Consider the following 16,476-nt stretch of genomic DNA (forward strand, 5'->3'; position numbering starts at 1 on the left):
GTCGATTCTAGCGCCGACCCCTCCTGACCGAAGGTAGTCACGTATGTCCTCCGCCATGCCACCGAGGGCCCGCCAACGGCTCATCCTGGGCGTTCTCGTCTTCGCCCAGGTCCTCATATGGCTCGACGGCACGATCCTGTCCACCGCCTTCGAGACGCTGACCGACCCCGTCCGCGGCCTGGGTGCCACGCCCGGCCAACTCCAGTGGGCCACGGGCGCGTACACACTGGCCTTCGCCGGGCTGATGTTCACCGGGGGCGCGCTCGGCGACCGGTTCGGGCACCGCAACACACTACTGGCGGGCATGGCCCTGTTCGGCGCCGCCTCGGGCTTCGCCGCGTACGCCTCCACGCCCGGCCAGCTCATCGCGGCGCGCGCGGTGATGGGCGTCGGGGCCGCCTTGCTCGTTCCCGCCACCATGGCGGTGGTCAGCTGGACCTTCGAGCCCGCGCAACGGCCGGCCGCCTTCGGTACGTTGTCCTCGTTCGCCGGGGTCGGGATCGCCGCGGGGCCGATCCTGGCCGGCGGGCTGCTCTCGCGTTTCTGGTGGGGCTCGGTGTTCCTCGTCAACGTGCCGGTGGTCCTGCTCGGCCTCGGCTTCATCGCCCGGTACGTGCCGAACTTCCGCAGCCCGCAGGTCCGTCGCCTCGACCCGGCCGGGCTGCTCCTGTCGACCGGCGGCCTGGGGCTGCTCGCGTACGGCCTGATCCGCGCGGGCCAGGAGGCCTCGTTCACGGAGCCGGGCGTCTGGGGAAGCACCACCGCGGGCATCGCGCTGATCGCGGCGTTCGTCGTCACCGAACTACGGATCGCCGAGCCGAGTTTCGACCCCCGGCTGCTGACGCAGCGCCGCTTCGCCGCCGGGAACGTCGCCCTGATGACGGTGTTCCTGGCGATGACGGCGGGCTCCTTCTACCTCGCCTTCTACCTGCAAGGAGCGCGCCAGTACTCGGCGTTGGACGCCTCGCTCCTCGGGCTGCCGGGCGCGCTCGGCGTGGTCGTCGGCTCGCCGATCGCGGTGCGGCTCACCCGCAGGACGTCGGTCCGGCTCGTCGGCGCGATCGCGCTGACCACCGCGGCCCTGGCGATGGGGGCGGTGGCGCTGTTCGACACGAGCACGCCGATCGCCTGGTACCCGGTGGTCATGCTCGTGCAGGGGACGTCGATCGGCATGGTGATCGCTCCCGTCACCGGCGCCGTACTGGGATCCCTGCCCCTGGAGCGGGCCGGCGCGGGCAGCGCGGTCAACAGCACCCTGCGCCAGACCGGCAGCGTACTGGGGATCGCGGCGGGCGGCACGATCACGTCGATCGTCTACCGGCACGCGATCGAGGGCTCGCTGACGGGCCTTCCGGATCCGGTGCAGGACCAGGCCCGGGTCTCGGCGGAGCTCGCCCGCCATGTCGCGGCCGCGACGCACGACCCCCGACTCGCCCGGGCGGCCGATGCCGCCTTCATCCACGCCATGCACGTCGGCGCCCTCTGGACGGCGGGATTCGCCCTGATCGGCGTGGTGGTCCTGCTGGTCGGATTCCGCCCGACCCGCCGCCCGGACCCGGTCGAGGAGGCCCGCCCGACCCTGGCGACGAGTTCGACCGGGGCATGAGAGCGCCCCCGAGCCGCGGCCCGTCGGTGGGCCGCGGCTCGGGGGCGGGGCGGGGTCAGGGCTTCTTGAGCTCGTCTATGCAGAGGACGAACCGCTTGCCCGAGCTGCGCCGGGAGCCGCGCATCTGCTCCTCGTAGCCGATGTCCGACACGCCCTTGCACTGGTTCGTGTCGAGGGAGTCGGAGATCACCTTGACCACCTTGTACTGGGCGTTCGCGCCGCCGCACTTCACCACCTGGAGGTCAGGGCTCACGGTGTTGCCCTTGTTCGTCAGGCAGTCTCCGACGTTCGCCTTGTCGGCGTCGTCGCGGCTGGCGTAGTAGCCGACCGCGGCCGCGATGACGACGACCACCGCGACGATGATCTTCAGGATCTTCATGACCCCCATGCGCCTGCGCGGCGGCGCGGGCGGGGCGGCGAACTGCTGCTGCGGGTAGGGGTACTGCTGCGGCGGGGCGCCGTACGGCGGCTGGCCCGGCTGCTGGGGCTGTCCGTATCCCGGCTGGGGCGGGTAGCCCTGCGGCGGCTGCTGGGCATGCGGGGCGGGCTGGCCGTACGGGCCGGGGCCCGGCTGGGGCGGGTAGGTCATGCGGGAATCCCCCGAGAGCGTGTGCACTGTACGTTGTTTGACGTGCGCACGCTATAACAACGCACTGACACGAGCCTCATCGAGCTCCGGCGTCCGGAGCCCTACCCGCGGAAGGCGGTCGCGCGAACAGTGGTGCCGCAGAGTGCGAACTCACTGCCGTCGCTGGGCGCCAGCTGGTAGCGCCCGCCCGCCACACCCACCACCATCGACGGCGCGACGAAGGGGTCCGCACCGGAGGCGCAATAGCCCGCCCCCTCGCCGAGCACGGGCGTGAAGGTGAGCTGCGCCGAGGCCCGGCCTCCGGCCGCCAGCTGCACCCGCCCCGACTTTCCGACCCGGATCACCTGGAGCGGCTTGTTCTTGTCCGGCGAGCCTTGGCCCGCGAGCGCCACGGTCGGGAAGCCGTTCAGTACGCACGGCTTCTTCCCCTTGTTGGTCACCGTGATCCGCACCTGGGCGGGACCGGTCGGCTGCGCGCTGTTGGCGACGACCTGGGTGCTCGTGCACGGGGCCACCGGTGCCCGGCGCGGCTCGTCCGCGCCGACGGCAGCCCCGGAACCGGCCACCAGCGTTCCGGACGCGAAGCCCGCCAGCAGGAGTACGGACGAGGCCTTGATCGCGACGCATCGCGTTGAGCGTTTCATGGGTTGTCCTCCACGGTTCGCCCCTCCCAGCGTCCCACCAACCCGCGCCATCGGCGCGGGCTGCTCACGCCCCCGCGTGGAGGTGGGCGGCCCACAGGAGCGGGGCCCGCCTGCGGTCGTATCCGGGCGGCAGGTCGTGGCCGTCCCGGACCTGGCGTACGGCGGCGTGCAGTGCGCGGGCGGCCCGGTCGGGGTCGATGGCCCCCGAATCCGTCGCGAGGCCGTCGTAGAAGGCCCGGGCGATGCGGACGGCGGTCTGGTCGTCGATCTCCCACAGTGTGCCGATGACATGGGGGAAACCGGCGAGCTGGAACGCGGACGTGAGGTGGATGGCCTCGTCGAGCAGGTCGACGGTCTCGATGGCCGCCGTACGGCAGGCGGACAGGTAGGCCAGTCTGGCGTGGTCGAGGGCGAGCGGGTCCAGGCTCTTGACGGTGAGCGGGTCGTCCGCGTGGTCGCGGAGCAGCAGCCGGCTCTGCGAGGGGTCTGCGGGATCGCTCGTTCCGTGGCAGGCGAAGTGCGCGATCGCGCAGTGGGGCAGGTGCGCCAGTACGTTGGCCTTCGTGGGGGCGGCGTCGCCCTCCGCCGGCTCCTGCTCCCTCAGGAGGACGCGGTGCGGAAAGCGGGCCTCCAGCATGGCGGCCTCGGCGTCGACGAAGCGCAACCGGCCTCCACCGGGCAGACCGGGCGTGGTCGGCATGGCGACGATCAGCGCCCGCCCGGCAGCGGCGGTGGCAGTGGCGCCCGCACCCACGGGCCGACCGCGTTCGCGGGCGTGGCGCAGCGCGCGTACGGTCGGGGTGTAGGAGGAGACGACCCGGTCCATCACGGTGCGCCGGTACGGGTCCTGCGGCGCGTCGGCGTGATGACCGGCGGCATGCAGCGGCAGGAGTCCCAGCAGTCCGCCCGGCGCCCACCACACACGGGGCAGGGCCTCGGCACCCTCCGCGCCGGCCGGAGGCGGACCCTTGTGCCCCAGGGCCTCCAGTACGGGGCCGGCGGCGGCGTCCCACAGCCATTCGAGGACGTCGACGACTACGGCCTGCGCCTCCTCCCGATCGGCCGGGTCCGCCCCCGACGACGCGGTGTGCTGCGCCTGCCGGAAGGCGTTGATCCGGTCGACCACCGTGGCCTGGCCGAGCCCGGGCAGCGCGAGGCCGGTGAGGCCCTCGGCCGTGAGCAGCAGCGCGTCGCTGCGGTAGCCGCTGACGTTGAACACCACGATCGGCCCGTGGGACGCCTCGGCCCTGAGTTCGCCGACGGTGGGCGGAAGGGCGAAGGAGGTGAAACCCTCCAGGTCGCGGATCTCGGTGAGGAGCGCGGTGAATTCCTCGGCCAGTCGGTGCCGGTCGTGCATCGCCGTGTCCGCGGGCCGGTCGAGGGTGTCTCGCAACTCGGCGAATCTGAGTGCCAGTTCAGGGTGCAGGGCGCGCAGGTCGGTCAGGTCGCCGCGACTCTCCAGTGCCTGGCCGAACATGACGGCGCGGCCCACCTCCAGCAGACCCAAGGCGCGCTCCGCCCGCCCCGTCGCGCTCCCGCCCGGGGCCGCGAGCGCGAGTGCGGCGGCGGTACCGGGCAGGCCCGCCACGTCCCCGAGCGCGTCCTGCCGGTCCTGGCGCTCCAGTCGGCGCCCGGTCATCTGCGGCATCAGGCGCACGGCCGCATCCGCTGCCTGCGCCGCGCGTTCCGCCTCACCGGACTTCGCCAGCAGACGGGCCGCGGACAGTCCCGCGTGGATCCGGACGGACACCGTTGACTGCACCGTCGTCGACGCCGCCGACCAGGCCTTCACCGCCGCGTCCCGGTCTGCCACGTCCGCGTCGCGGTCGAACCGTGCGAGCAGCGCGTCTGCGAGGTTGTTCAGGTGGACCGCGCACTCGGGGTGGTCGGCGGGTGCCGCCTCGACGGCCTGGCGGCCCACGGCGATCGCCTCGTCCAGGTCCGGGCGGACACCGGTCCGGCCGAAGCGGAACCGCAACGCCGGCCCGAGGTTGGACAGGTACCGCGGGCGGTGCGGATGGTCGGGCGCAGCGGCCTCCACCGATTGCCGGTGGCGGTCGATCGCCGCGTCGAGGTCTGCGAGGACGCCGAGCCGCCCGAACCGGAGCTGGAGTGCTCCCCCGAGGTTCGACAGGAACATCGCGCGGTCGAGATGGGTGGCGGGCGCCGTGTCGACCGCCTTCCGGCCCACCTCGATGGCGGCGTCCAGGTCCCCTATGTCATCCAGCCGCGCGAACCTGGCCCGCAGCATGTTCCCGAGGTTGGAGAGGTACCTCGCGCGCTGGGGGTGGTCGGCGGGGACGACCCGCACCGCCTCCTGAAGCCGGTCGATGGCGGCGTTCAGGTCCGCGAGGGCTCCGATCCGCTCGTACCGGGCCCACAGCCCGCCCCCCAGGTTCGACAGGCACATCGCCATTTCGGGGCGGTCGGGACGGTCGGGACGGTCGGGACGGCCCGCGGCTGCCGCCTCCACCGCCTGCCGGCCCGCGTCCACAGCATCGTCCAAGTCCCCGATGGCGCCGGTCCGTTCGGAGCGGAGCCTCAGTACGTTCCCGAGGTCGGACAGGATCTGGGCTCGGCCGGGCTGGTCCACGGGGAACATGGACGCCCCTTCCCGGTACCGGGCGATGGCGCCGTCCAGATCCGGCAGCGCTCCGGTCCGCTCGTAGCGGGCGCGCAGCGCGCTTGCGAGGCCGGTCAGAACGAGCGCGCGGTAGAGGCCGTCATCGAGGGTCTCCCGCACCGCCTCCCCGAGCAGGGCGACGGCGCTTTCGAGGTCCTCCGTCGCTCCGGCCCGGTCGAAGCGGGCGTTCAGCGCGTCTCCGAGGTTGTAGAGGTACATGGCGCGGCCGGGCTCCTCGGAGACCGCCGACAAGGCCTCCCGGAAGCGGTCGATCGCGCGGTCGAGGTCGGCCGGCGGGCCGCCCCGCCGCCATTTGACCCGCAGCACGTTGCCGAGGGCGGTCAGGTGGACGGCACGGTGGGGATGCCCGACGGGCACGGCATCCACGATGCGCTGCCACAGGTTCGCCATGCCGGAGAGCCGCGCCGGGTCGTCCGACTCGTCCAGGTCCGCGAGCAGTTGCACGGCGTACCCGGCAGCGCTCTCCGCGAGGACGGGCAGCAGCGGCTGCGGCAGATTGTCATCACCGGCGAGGAAACACGCGGTGAGTGCCCGCACGGCGATCCTCAGGTCCGGTCGGTCCTGACCGTTCCCCAGCTCCTGGTCCGTCCGTGCGGCCATCGCCTGGTGACGGAACCAGTGGAACCAGCCGAGCAGATGGTGGACGGCGAGGGCGTCCTCGCCGGGCAGCAGCTCCGCGAGTCGCCGCGCCTCACGCAGGGCTTCGGCTTCCAATACCGGTGTCACGTCCCGCAATTCCACAACACGCCGCAGCCGCGCCTTCATTGCGTCCATCGCCGACTCTGCGGCCAGTCGTACGGTGCGCGCTTGGTCCCCCGGATGGCTCACGTCGGGTGATGCTAGTCCTACGATCCCTACGCCGGCGGGTAGTTCCTCGGATACGCTCCGCGACAGCGGCAACGACGCGACAGTGGGGCACCGGGCCGGGGGAGAGCATGGCCGAAGCCGAGGAGACGGCGCGGGAGCTGGGGATCGTGTGTGCGAACGCGGACGCGATCCGCGGGCGCCTGCGCCGCGGTCCGGCCGGCGACGACGCCGCGCTGGAAGACCTGCTCACCGCGGCGCGGGGCGGACTGGAGACGGGGTACGCGTTCGAGGTCCTGCACGCCGTGCTCCAAACCCTCGGCGACCCCCAGGGCCTCCACGCGTACAGCGAGACCGGCGGCTCGGCGGGGCGCGGCGTGCATGCCGCGGGCATTGCCCGGGACCGTTCCGGCGAGCCGGTGTACTTGTGCCCGGCCCACCGCTGTACGCGCTACGGGTGGCCGGACCGCGCGACGGCGCCGCTCTGCGCGATCAGCGGGGACCGGCTGCGCCTGGATCGGCTGTAGCGGTGGGGACCCTGCTCGGAGAACTGGGCAAGAAGCTGGCCGAACGCTGGCTGACCCTGCTGGTCCTGCCCGGGGCCCTCTACCTGGCGGTCGCGGCCCTGGCCCGGACGCTCGGCCAGGCCCACCCCTTCGCCGTGGGCCGCCTGACCGGCCAGGTCACCGCGTGGGCCGGTGCACCGGCCGCCCGCTCCGTCGGAGGTCAGGTCGTGGTGCTGGCCGCGGTACTGGTCGGCGCCGCGGCCGTCGGGGTCGTCGCGCAGGCTCTGGGCTCCGCCGTCGAACGGGTCCAGCTGGCCGCCGACTGGCCCACCTGGCCGGCTCCGGCCCGCGGGCTCGCGTACCGGATCACCGTCCGCCGGCAGCGCCGCTGGCGCACAGCCGCCGAAGCCTGGCACCGGCACCGGGAGGAAGCCGCGGCCGCCCGGACCCGCGGCGAACGCGCGGATCCCGGCGGGCGGCATGCCGCCCGGGCCGCCATGGTCCGGATATCCGCCGAGCGTCCCGACCGCCCCACCTGGAGCGGCGACCGTATCCATGCCGCGTCCGTCCGCGTGGAACGCGACCACCAGCTCGATCTGGCCGCGTTGTGGCCCCACTTGTGGCTGGTCCTGCCCGACACCGCGCGCGGCGAGGTCACCGCCGCCCGCCAGGCCCTGACCCGGGCCGCCACGCTGACCGCTTGGGCCCTGCTCTACCTGCCGCTCGCCGTGTGGTGGTGGCCCGCCGCCGCGATCGCGGCGGCTTTGGCCCTCACCGGCCGCCGGCGCAGCCGTTGCGCCGCCGACACGTACGCCACCCTGCTCGAAGCTGCCACGCGCCTGCACGCCCGCGACCTCGCCGGCCCCCTCGGCCTGGACCTGCCCGGCCCGCTGACGCCCGAGGCCGGTGGCACCCTCGGCCTCCATCTGGCGCCGAGCCCGCCGCCTCGACCGTACGACGGGGGCCCGTGACGCGCAGCGGGTCCGGTCAGACCGTTTCCCGGTCCCCGACGGCCTCCCATGCCCCGGAGGCCGGTTCGCCACCGCCCGCGGGGACGAACACGAGCCGGGTGCCGGACGGCATCGGCGAGTCCCAGGCGGTCTCCACGTCGGCCATCGGCACGGCGACCGACTCGGTGGTCGGCGCCAGGGCCGGCAGCCGGGCGAGCAGTTCGCGCAGGGCCGCATCGCGGCGTGCGCCCGAGATCGAGCCGAGTCCGCTCCCGCAGACGCTCACGTCCGCCTTGCGCAGCCACGCGGACGGCACGGTCATGTCGGGCCCGGCCGCGGAGCCGACCTGCACCCACCGCACCGTACGGGTGAGATCGGCACGGTGGCGCAGGATTCCGTCGAGCGCCAGCTCGGCGGGGCGGTCCCACAGGTAGTCCAGGACGACGTCCACGTCGGCGGCCGCCGCGCCGAACGCGGCCGCGATCTCCTCGTCCGGGCCCGTGAGCCGCACCGTACGGTGGGCGCCCAGCTCCGTCGCGACCCGCAGCCCTTCCGGATCGCGCCCGGCCGCCACGACCGCGCCCGCGCCCTGGTCGAGGGCGAGCCCGATGGCGGCCCGCCCGGCGTTGCCGGTGGCTCCGAGGACGAGTACCGTCTCGCCCTGGCGCAGCCGGCCCCGTTCGCGCAGCCCGATCCACGCGGAGGACGCGGGGTTCATGACGGCGGCGACGGCGACCGGATCGAGCCCCTCCGGTACGGGCATCAGCGCGGCGGCCGGTACGGCGACCCGCTCGGCCATCGTCCCGTGCGGGGGCTCCAGCCCAGGGATGTAGACGAGTTCACCGGCCGCGGTCCGGCCCACCCCGTCGAATCCAGGAATCAGCGGAAGCGCGTCGCCGCCCGTGTAGTGGCCGCCCGAGGCGAACGAGCGCACCAGCGGGTACAGAGCGGCCGCCACGACCTCGACGACCACCTCGCCGGCCGCGGGGACGGGCTCGGGCACGGACTCGTACCGGGGCGGCCGCCCCAGGGCGTGGACCAAGGCTGCGTACATGAACTGGCCCCCATACGGGTGATAAGGCGGCATGACGGACAGCCTGATTGTGACGGCTGCCTGCCGGGCTCGCCGGCTGCGCCACGCGGCAGGGCTTCAGCGGACCGCCGCGGCCAGGCGGTGCGCGCCGCCCGAGTGCACGAAGTCCGTCAGGGAGACCGTGTAGTCGCCCTCGTCCGGGCGGTACGCGGTGCAGTACTGCGTGGGATACCAGCCGGGGATCCGCCAGGCGGCCGGCTGGGGAATGGCCTCGCAGGTCCGGTGGGCGGGCGCCGTGCGGTGCCGCTGGAGGAAGTCCCGGGTGAGCATGGGCTCCATGAAGATGAGGTCGCCCGCGTACGCACCGTAGATGAAGGTCTGGCCGCTGAGCGTGCCGGTGGACGGGGGGCGGCTGTCCAGGTGCGCGCCCATGGCGCCTTCCGCGGTCTGCGGGCTGCTCGCGGGGTAACCCGCCGGCAGGTACGCGGCCGGGACCGGCTCGCCCGCCGCGGCCAGTTGGTCGCAGGCGATCAGCAGGGCGCAGCCGCCGGTCTTGATCGCCGACCGGACCCCCTGGGGGGCGAGGTAGAAGTGCACGTCGAAGTGGGCGACGTCGTAGCGGCCGTGCGGGTTGTGCCCGTGCGGGTTCCAGTTGAACAGCACCCACTGGAAGGGCACTTGGGCCGCGGCGGCGGGGGTAGCCGGCAGCCCGAGTTCCAGGCTGTGGCCGCCGACGCATTCGTGCATGCCGTCGACGTGCCCGTCGGCGTCCGCGTCGTAGCAGTGCTTGCCGTCGGTGGCGGCGGAGGTGGGCAGCCCGGTGACGGCCGCGGTGGTCAGGGCTATGCCGAGGGTTCTGGGTATCCCGCCCTGGTACTCGCTGTACGTACGGACCGTGCCGCCGCCGAGTCGGGCGGCGCGGCCGTACACGGAGCAGGCCGCGCTCCCGGTGTTCTCGGCACAGGCGGGCATGCGCGCGGCGGAGCCGGAGGGCGGCGGCGGGGCCGCGGGCCGCCCGGTGGCGGACAGGAGCGCCGCCAGCAGTGCGGCGGAGCCGAGCGCGGCGAAGGCGGTGGAACGCATCCGGGAGACGTTCATACGGCGACGCTCCAGGAAGTGCGTGCGTTGAGCGCGGTGGCGTCCACGCCGGTGACCTGGCGGGTACAGGACTTGATGCCGTCCAGGCTGTACTCGGGCAGGACGTGGCGGATGTCGTGGAAGCCTTCCGGGGCCAGGGCTTCCACCTGGCGGAGCACGGGGTCGGGTTCCAGCCGGCGGTGGGCCGCGAGGAGTTTCGTGGTCTGCGGCCTGCGGTCCGCCTCGTAGCGCGCCGTCGCCGCGTCCAGGCCGTGGTGGGCCAGTTCGTACGCCAGCACGCGGGCGTCGACGATCGCCTGCGAGGCGCCGTTGGAGCCGGTCGGGTACAAGGGGTGCGCGGCGTCGCCGAGCAGGACGACCCGGCCGTCCGTCCAGGTGGGCAGCGGGTCCCGGTCGATCATCGGGTACCGGCCGATGCGGGGTGCCCGGGTGATGATGCCGTGGAGATCGAGGAAGTCGCTGCGCCAGCCCTCGATGTGGGTGAGGACCTCCTGCGGGGGGACCGCGCGGTCCCAGTCGGCGCCGCCGCGCGCGTCCTCCTCGCCGAGGCCGTCGCCGGTGCGGCTCTCGACGACCCAGTTGAGCAGGCACCGCCCGCTCTCGTCGGGTCGGGTGACCGGGTAGGCCACGGCCTTCACCCGGGCGTTGCAGCCGAGGATCACCATCGTGCTTCCGTCGAGGAAGGGCGGGCCCTCGGTCACCCCGCGCCACATGCATATCCCGTTGCCGAGGGGCGGCCCTTCGTGCGGATGCATGGCCGTGCGCACGGCCGAATTGATTCCGTCGGCGCCGATGAGCAGGTCGCAGGCGTACGGGCCGGGGCGGTCCGTCACGTACGCCCGGACGGGGGGCCCGCCCGGGTCGCGGCCGCCCGTCCGGTCCTGCTCGTACCGTATGAGGCGGCCGCCGGTGACCAGGGCTTCGGGACCGAGCCGGTCCAGGACGGCGGACAGCAGGATGTCCTGGAGGTCGGCCCGGTGCACCGAGTACTGCGGCCAGTTGTAGCCGGCGGCGCGGCCGCGCGGCTCCGACCAGATCAGGCCGCCGTAGCGGTGGTGGTACTCCAAGCGGGCGGTCGCCACGGCGACTTCGTCGAGCGCCGGCGCCAATCCGAGTTCGGTCAGCTCCCGGACGGCGGCGGGCTGGAGATTGATTCCCGCTCCGACGGCGCGCAGGTTGGGGCACGCCTCCACGATGAGGACATCGTCCAGCCCTGCCGCGTGAAGGCTCAGGGCCGTCGTCAATCCGCCAATTCCGGCACCGGCTATGAGGATGCGCGGGGAATTCCTTCGGCCGTACGGAGACATGCCCTCTACCTCCTGGGAAAGACGCCTTCCGTCGAATGTGCGGTGTTGAAAGCGGGGTGCTGAAAGCGGGGCGCTGCAAGTGAAGTGTTGAAAGTGCAGGTCAGGCGCTGCTGTTCACTCGATCAGGCTACGGCCAAGTGCCGCCTGATGGGTGACGTGGCTTTAATCGGGTGTCGGCAACAGAAAGGCTGCGACATGCCTGAAGTGACGTTCGAACCGTGCGACGTCCAGCGCCTCCAGCATGCTGTTGACTACGCCCTCCACGCCTCCAAGAAATCACTGGACGCTCTCCTGCCACCCTGGATGCCGGGCGATCTCAAACGGGAAATCAAGAGCGGATGCGTTGTATCGCATTGTGCAACGCTACTGTTCCCGGAAACAGTGGAATCCGCTCTCGCGTACTTCGGCGAAAACGGCTGGCCCGCGTCGACCACCATACCGAGCGTGCTGGTCAAGCGCCGTCTGGTGGAGCGCCACTGGCTTCCGGACGATGCGGACATACGGGTGACGCGGCTGCGCGTCACGAGCGGTCTGGCGCCGGAGGTCGAGGTCTTCCTCTTCCCCCGGTGCAGTCCCGGGTACACGGACGCCGTGGGTGCGCAGGAGCGCGTCCACGGTTTCGAGAACCACGTCGGCCTGTTCATGGACCGGCCCGACGAGAGGGCTCTGACCCGGCTGGCGGACCGGCTGGAGACCAGCGGCCGGATGGTCTACGAGGGTTCGGCGCACAACCCCCACGAGAACACCACGATGCTGTACTTCGCCCCCAGTGCCGCCGTGGCCACGTCGCGCCGCCGCTTCCCGCGATGGGAGCTGCAGTGCGCGGGAGATCTGACGGCGTGCGCGGACCGGCGCCCGGTCCGGACGGACGCGGTGTGCAGCGCGTACGCGGCGCTCAAGGCGAACCACGTGGACGGCGGCGGCACGGCGCAGCCCGCCCGTCGGCCCGTTCCGGTGGCGGCCCGCGAAGGCTGACCGTCGGCGCTCGGGCTCCCCGCCCGCGATTCCGGTTCCGGACGCGGCGGGGAGTCCCTTCGCGTTCCGCGGCGGCCGATACGGATCCGGTGAATTGGATGGATGGGGCACTGATCAGGCGTTCCGGCCCTTCTGATACCTCTTCAGGCCATGAAGAAGATCACCCGCCGACAGGCTTTGGGTACTGCTGCCGGCGCGCTCACCGCCGTCGGAGTGACCGCGGCCGTCATCAAGGTCTCCGACCCGTCCTCGCCGGGCGCAGACTCCAAGGGGGCGGCCGCGGCCTCGTCGCCCGGCCCCATACCCACCGGCACCATCGACGAGGTCTACGAGGGCCGCCGCATCCAGATCGGTTTCGGCGGCGCCGAGCACCAGGGCGGCCACCACTCCCCCGGGCTGCCCACCGTCCGTATCGACGGCAACGAACTGCACGTGATGCGCAACGCCGACGGCAGCTGGGTCAGCGTCGTCAACCACTACCAGACGTTCCCCGATCCGGTCGCGGTCGTCCGCGCCGCCGTACGGGACCTGCAGGGCGCCGCCCTCGCTCCGTTCGGCCCCGCGGGAGGCACGTCGTGAGCGTCCGCAAGAACCAGGCCAAGCTGACCGCGGACGAGAAGCGCGCCTTCACCAACGCACTCCTCGAACTGAAGCGGAACGGCACGTACGACCGCTTCGCCGCCGTCCACAACACCTTCCTCATGACCGACAGCGACTTCGGCGACCGGGTCGGCCACCGCTCCCCCTCCTTCCTCCCCTGGCACCGCCGCTTCCTGCTGGACTTCGAAGCCGAGCTGCAGAAGGTGGACCCCAAGGTCTCGCTCCCCTACTGGGACTGGACGGAGGACCGCACCGCGGCCTCCTCCCTCTGGGCCGCCGACTTCCTGGGCGGCACCGGCCGGGATCGTGACGGGCAGGTCGTCGACGGTCCGTTCGCCTACGGAGGAGGCAAGTGGGCCGTCACCGTGGGGGTGGACAGGCGCACGTACCTGCGCCGCACCCTGGGCGCGGGCGGCACCCAGCTGCCGACCAAGGCCGAGGTGAACGCCGTACTCGCCATGCCCGTGTACGACGCGGCCCCCTGGAACAGCGCCTCGGACGGCTTCCGCAACCATCTGGAGGGCTGGCGCGGCGCCAACCTGCACAACCGGGTCCACATGTGGATCGGCGGTCAGATGGCCAGCGCGGCCTCGCCCAACGACCCGGTGTTCTGGATGCACCACGCCTTCATCGACCTGCTGTGGGCCGAGTGGCAGCGCCGGAACCCGAAGTCCGGCTACCTGCCCGCCGCGGCCACGCAGGACGTCGTCGACCTGCACAAGCCGATGCGGCCGTGGAACAACGTGACGCCCGCCGACCTGCTGGACCACCGCAAGTTCTACACGTTCGACACCGAGCGCTGACCGCGGCGGCGCGCCGACCCGGTCCGGGGCAGGCGCGCCGGGGCGTGGCACGTGGCGCAGGGGGTGGTGTCAGCCGAGCCGCCATTGCTGGGCCTTGCTCCCGGAGCAGTCGACGACCGTCAGCTGGTTGCCGGCGCCGTTGTCCGTCAGGCATCCGCCCTGGAACGCGATGTCCTTGATGTAGTAGGCGCCCGCCGTGGGTGCCTTCTCCAGGTTCCACCACACGTCCCCGGCGAAGGGGCCCGCGAGCTCGACGCGCACGGTGTCCCCGAACTGCGTCAGCGCCCGCGACATCGCGATGCCGGACGGGCCGCAGGTCTTGAAGCTGTCGTAGCTGTTCTTCTCGTGGAACCAGCCGAACGCGGTGGTGCCTCCCATGATCACCTTGGCGTTCCCCTGCGGGGCGGAGCCGCTCAGGCCGATCTTGAGCCCGTCGCCGACGTTGGTGATGGCGCTCCAGCCGGCTCCGCCGCAGCCCTGCGGCGGGTTGGTTCCGCCGTTGCCGGAGCCTCCGGGGGTCGAGCTTCCGCCGCCGGGCGCGGTCCCGCCTCCGGCGGCGCCGCCGCCCGGTCCCGAGCCGGGCTTGCTCCCGGGGTTGCCGGAACCGCCCCCGGCCGGCGGGGGGTTCGGTACGGGTGCCGCGCCGCCGACGCCGCCCGCGGCGGCTCCCGCGCCGCCCTGCGCGCCCGCGCCCGCGTTCTCGCCCGCGTTCCCGCCCGCGGGCGGGGCCGAGGCATTGGGCGTACCGGCCTGCGCGCTCTGCGCGGGGTCCGCGCCGGGGTTCTGGCTCCCGCCGCCGGACGCCGGTGCGGACGCGGAGGTGGAGGGGTGCTGTCCCGGGGCGCTCGCGTCGGTCTGCCGGGCACCGGCGTCGATGTAGAAGACGGTGACGGCCACCGAGACCGTGATCGTCACGCTGAACCCGATCGCGAGCGGTGCGGAGACGGACGCGGGAATGCGCAGCCGGTCCCGCCACGACCGCCGCAGCTCGGTGGCGGCACCGGCCGGCTCGCGGCCGGCCCCGGCGACGACCGGTCCGGCCGGGGCGTCGAGCTCGCCGAGCGGCCGGCCGGCCGCCGCGCGCCGCGCCGCGGCGGCCATCACCGAGGCGTCGGCGTACCGCTCCTCGGGCCTCTTGGCCAGCGCCCTGGCGACGAAGGCGCGGACCGGCGCGGGGAATTCGGCGGGGAGGTCGGGCACCGGCTCCCTGATGTGCTTGAGCGCGATCTCGACCACCGACTCACCGGTGAACGGCGGTTCGCCGGTGAGCAGTTCGTAGCAGACGACTCCCATGGAGTAGAGGTCGGACGCCGCGACGGCCCCGAGCCCCTCCGCCTGCTCGGGAGCCATGTAGAGCGCCGTGCCCAGTACGGCGTGCGAGTCGGTGATGCCGGTGCTGGCCGCGCTGGAGCGGGCTATGCCGAAATCGGTGACCGTCACCCGGCCGTCGTCGCCGAGCATGAGGTTCGACGGCTTGATGTCTCGGTGCGTGACCCCCTGGAGGTGCGCGGCGTGCAGCGCGTCCAGGGCCTGGCCGGCGATGTCGAGTGCCTGCTCGACCCCGAGGGGCCCGCCCTGCGCCCGTACCTCGGTCAGCGTCCGTCCCTCGACGAGGTCCATGACGATGTACGCGACCTGCTCACCGGAGTCGATCCGGCTCTCCCCGTAGTCGTGCACGTCGACGATGCCCGGGTGGCTGAGGGAGGCGAGGACCGTGGCCTCCCTGCGGAAGCGCGCGGCGAACGAGGCGTCGTCGAGCAGCGCGGGCAGCAGGACCTTCACCGCGACCTGCCGTCTGAGCACGTCGTCGTCGGCGCGCCAGACCTCGCCCATGCCGCCACCGCCGATCCGCTCGGCCAGTGTGTATCGGTCTCCAAGGACCGTCCCCCGCCCCCACATATGTCCCCCTCGTGATCCGGTGCTTGCTGGTGGTCAGCCGAAAGCCCGTCCGGCAGAGGATACTTGGGCGCCCGGGAGCGCCCGGCCCCGGCTATCGGGAGCGCCCGCCCCCGGCTAGGCCTGGTTGGTGGGCCAGTGCACCCGTCCCGCGTGGATCAGCCGGAGCTGGCGGCGGGCGGTGCGCGTGACCGCCGCCCGTTCCCCGTCGTCCGGGCCCGCGGCCAGGTAGGCGGACACCGTCATCACCATGTGGTCCACATAGAGCCGCGCCAGCATGAGCAGGTCGTCCGCGCTCCAGCCCCTGCTCAGCGGGTCGGCGCCGAGCCGTTCGGCCACCTCGACGGCGAACGCGTCGAGCTGTCCCGCCACCGCCTCGCGCACCCTGCGTACGCCGCCGTGGCGTTCGCGCACGATGAAGCGGATGTGCGCGGGGTACTCCCGTACGAGTTCGGCCATCAAGTCCACCGTCGTGTCGATCCGCTGCGCCGCCTCGCCGGACGCGGCGAGGGTCGAGCGTACGGTGCCGTGCAGGCTCTGCAGCGCCTCGTCCACCAGGGCGATGCCCAGCTCCTCGGTGTCCCGGAAGTGCCGGTAGAACGCCGTCGGGGTCACCCCCGCGACCCGGGTCACCTCGCGCAGACCGAGGCTGCCCAGGCTCTGCTCCTCCAGCAGCGACAGGGCCGCGTCCAGCAGGGCTCTGCGGGTTTTGTGGCGTTGGGCCTGGCGTGCCCCGATGGTCTCACTCATGACGAAAAGTCAACCCCCGATTCTCGAAATCTGCGCGCTTGCATTTAGACTGAGCAGTCAGTGCACAACTGTCTCCTATTTTGGAGGAAGCACGATGCTCTTCCTGATAGCGGCCCTCATGCTGATGGGGATCGCCCTGGGAACCGTCGCCCACGTGCCCGTTCACGTATCCCTCGTCGCCACGGCCGCCATCGCCTGCTGGCTGCTGGTCTTCGCGGTCCGCGAGCGGACAACCCGCCGGCACCGGCCGGCCGGCCGACAGGAGGGATGA

General features: G+C 72.9%; 15 protein-coding genes. 7 read left to right on the forward strand and 8 right to left on the reverse strand.

Features of this window, described 5'->3' with window-relative positions; genetic code table 11:
• Positions 1-43: 43 nt before the first annotated feature.
• Positions 44-1,606 carry an MFS transporter gene (locus ACIQU4_RS20325; RefSeq protein ID WP_403732358.1) on the forward strand — a complete coding sequence of 521 codons (1,563 nt, stop codon included), beginning with the start codon at positions 44-46 and terminating at the stop codon, positions 1,604-1,606.
• A 55-nt stretch (positions 1,607-1,661) separates the two neighbouring features.
• Here ACIQU4_RS20325 and ACIQU4_RS20330 read toward each other — a convergent pair whose 3' ends face one another.
• The 3 genes from ACIQU4_RS20330 to ACIQU4_RS20340 all read right to left on the reverse strand — a co-directional run bounded on the left by ACIQU4_RS20330 (position 1,662) and on the right by ACIQU4_RS20340 (position 6,209).
• On the reverse strand, positions 1,662-2,195 hold the full coding sequence (locus ACIQU4_RS20330; protein ID WP_403732362.1) for a hypothetical protein: 534 nt from the start codon (positions 2,193-2,195) through the stop codon (positions 1,662-1,664).
• Positions 2,196-2,296: 101 nt separating this feature from the next.
• Positions 2,297-2,839, reverse strand: a complete 543-nt coding sequence (locus tag ACIQU4_RS20335; protein ID WP_403732365.1) for a DUF4232 domain-containing protein — start codon at positions 2,837-2,839, stop codon at positions 2,297-2,299.
• A 64-nt stretch (positions 2,840-2,903) separates the two neighbouring features.
• Entirely contained in the window at positions 2,904-6,209 is a 3,306-nt protein-coding gene (locus tag ACIQU4_RS20340; RefSeq protein WP_403732369.1) for a CHAT domain-containing protein, read from the reverse strand.
• Positions 6,210-6,418: 209 nt separating this feature from the next.
• Between ACIQU4_RS20340 and ACIQU4_RS20345 the strand changes: the two genes are divergently transcribed.
• Both ACIQU4_RS20345 and ACIQU4_RS20350 read left to right on the forward strand, forming a co-directional pair.
• Complete coding sequence (locus ACIQU4_RS20345) at positions 6,419-6,814, forward strand: hypothetical protein (RefSeq protein ID WP_403732372.1); 396 nt, start codon at positions 6,419-6,421, stop codon at positions 6,812-6,814.
• Between the two features lie 2 nt (positions 6,815-6,816).
• Positions 6,817-7,764: a hypothetical protein gene (locus tag ACIQU4_RS20350; RefSeq protein ID WP_403732375.1), complete on the forward strand. Its 948-nt coding sequence runs from the start codon at positions 6,817-6,819 to the stop codon at positions 7,762-7,764.
• A gap of 16 nt (positions 7,765-7,780) precedes the next feature.
• Here ACIQU4_RS20350 and ACIQU4_RS20355 read toward each other — a convergent pair whose 3' ends face one another.
• From ACIQU4_RS20355 to ACIQU4_RS20365, 3 genes are all read right to left on the reverse strand, one after another.
• Positions 7,781-8,797, reverse strand: a complete 1,017-nt coding sequence (locus ACIQU4_RS20355; protein WP_403732378.1) for a zinc-binding alcohol dehydrogenase family protein — start codon at positions 8,795-8,797, stop codon at positions 7,781-7,783.
• A gap of 96 nt (positions 8,798-8,893) precedes the next feature.
• Positions 8,894-9,874 (reverse strand): hypothetical protein, encoded by a 981-nt coding sequence (locus ACIQU4_RS20360; protein ID WP_403732382.1) that lies wholly within the window; start codon positions 9,872-9,874, stop codon positions 8,894-8,896.
• Positions 9,871-11,181 carry an FAD-dependent monooxygenase gene (locus ACIQU4_RS20365; protein WP_403732390.1) on the reverse strand — a complete coding sequence of 437 codons (1,311 nt, stop codon included), beginning with the start codon at positions 11,179-11,181 and terminating at the stop codon, positions 9,871-9,873. Before ACIQU4_RS20365 ends, ACIQU4_RS20360 begins: the two co-directional genes overlap by 4 nt.
• Before the next feature lie 444 nt (positions 11,182-11,625).
• Here ACIQU4_RS20365 and ACIQU4_RS20370 point away from each other — a divergent pair, with 444 nt between their 5' ends.
• The 3 genes from ACIQU4_RS20370 (at position 11,626) to ACIQU4_RS20380 (ending at position 13,559) form a co-directional block, all read left to right on the forward strand.
• Positions 11,626-12,156 (forward strand): hypothetical protein, encoded by a 531-nt coding sequence (locus tag ACIQU4_RS20370; RefSeq protein WP_403732394.1) that lies wholly within the window; start codon positions 11,626-11,628, stop codon positions 12,154-12,156.
• Positions 12,157-12,306: 150 nt separating this feature from the next.
• Positions 12,307-12,735 carry a tyrosinase family oxidase copper chaperone gene (locus tag ACIQU4_RS20375; protein WP_403732397.1) on the forward strand — a complete coding sequence of 143 codons (429 nt, stop codon included), beginning with the start codon at positions 12,307-12,309 and terminating at the stop codon, positions 12,733-12,735.
• Positions 12,732-13,559, forward strand: coding sequence for a tyrosinase family protein (locus ACIQU4_RS20380; RefSeq protein WP_403732400.1), 828 nt, complete (start codon positions 12,732-12,734; stop codon positions 13,557-13,559). Before ACIQU4_RS20375 ends, ACIQU4_RS20380 begins: the two co-directional genes overlap by 4 nt.
• A gap of 69 nt (positions 13,560-13,628) precedes the next feature.
• Here the strand turns inward: ACIQU4_RS20380 and ACIQU4_RS20385 are convergent, their stop codons facing one another.
• Together ACIQU4_RS20385 and ACIQU4_RS20390 are read right to left on the reverse strand one after the other, a co-directional pair.
• Entirely contained in the window at positions 13,629-15,458 is a 1,830-nt protein-coding gene (locus ACIQU4_RS20385) for a protein kinase (RefSeq protein ID WP_403732404.1), read from the reverse strand.
• A gap of 114 nt (positions 15,459-15,572) precedes the next feature.
• Positions 15,573-16,205 (reverse strand): TetR family transcriptional regulator, encoded by a 633-nt coding sequence (locus ACIQU4_RS20390; protein ID WP_403732407.1) that lies wholly within the window; start codon positions 16,203-16,205, stop codon positions 15,573-15,575.
• 94 nt (positions 16,206-16,299) lie between these two features.
• On the opposite strand from ACIQU4_RS20390, the gene ACIQU4_RS20395 reads away from it, so the two are divergent.
• Positions 16,300-16,476, forward strand: coding sequence for a hypothetical protein (locus ACIQU4_RS20395; protein WP_385583619.1), 177 nt, complete (start codon positions 16,300-16,302; stop codon positions 16,474-16,476).

It is taken from the genome of Streptomyces sp. NPDC090741 (genome assembly GCF_044769045.1).
Classification (GTDB): Bacteria; Actinomycetota; Actinomycetes; order Streptomycetales; family Streptomycetaceae; genus Streptomyces.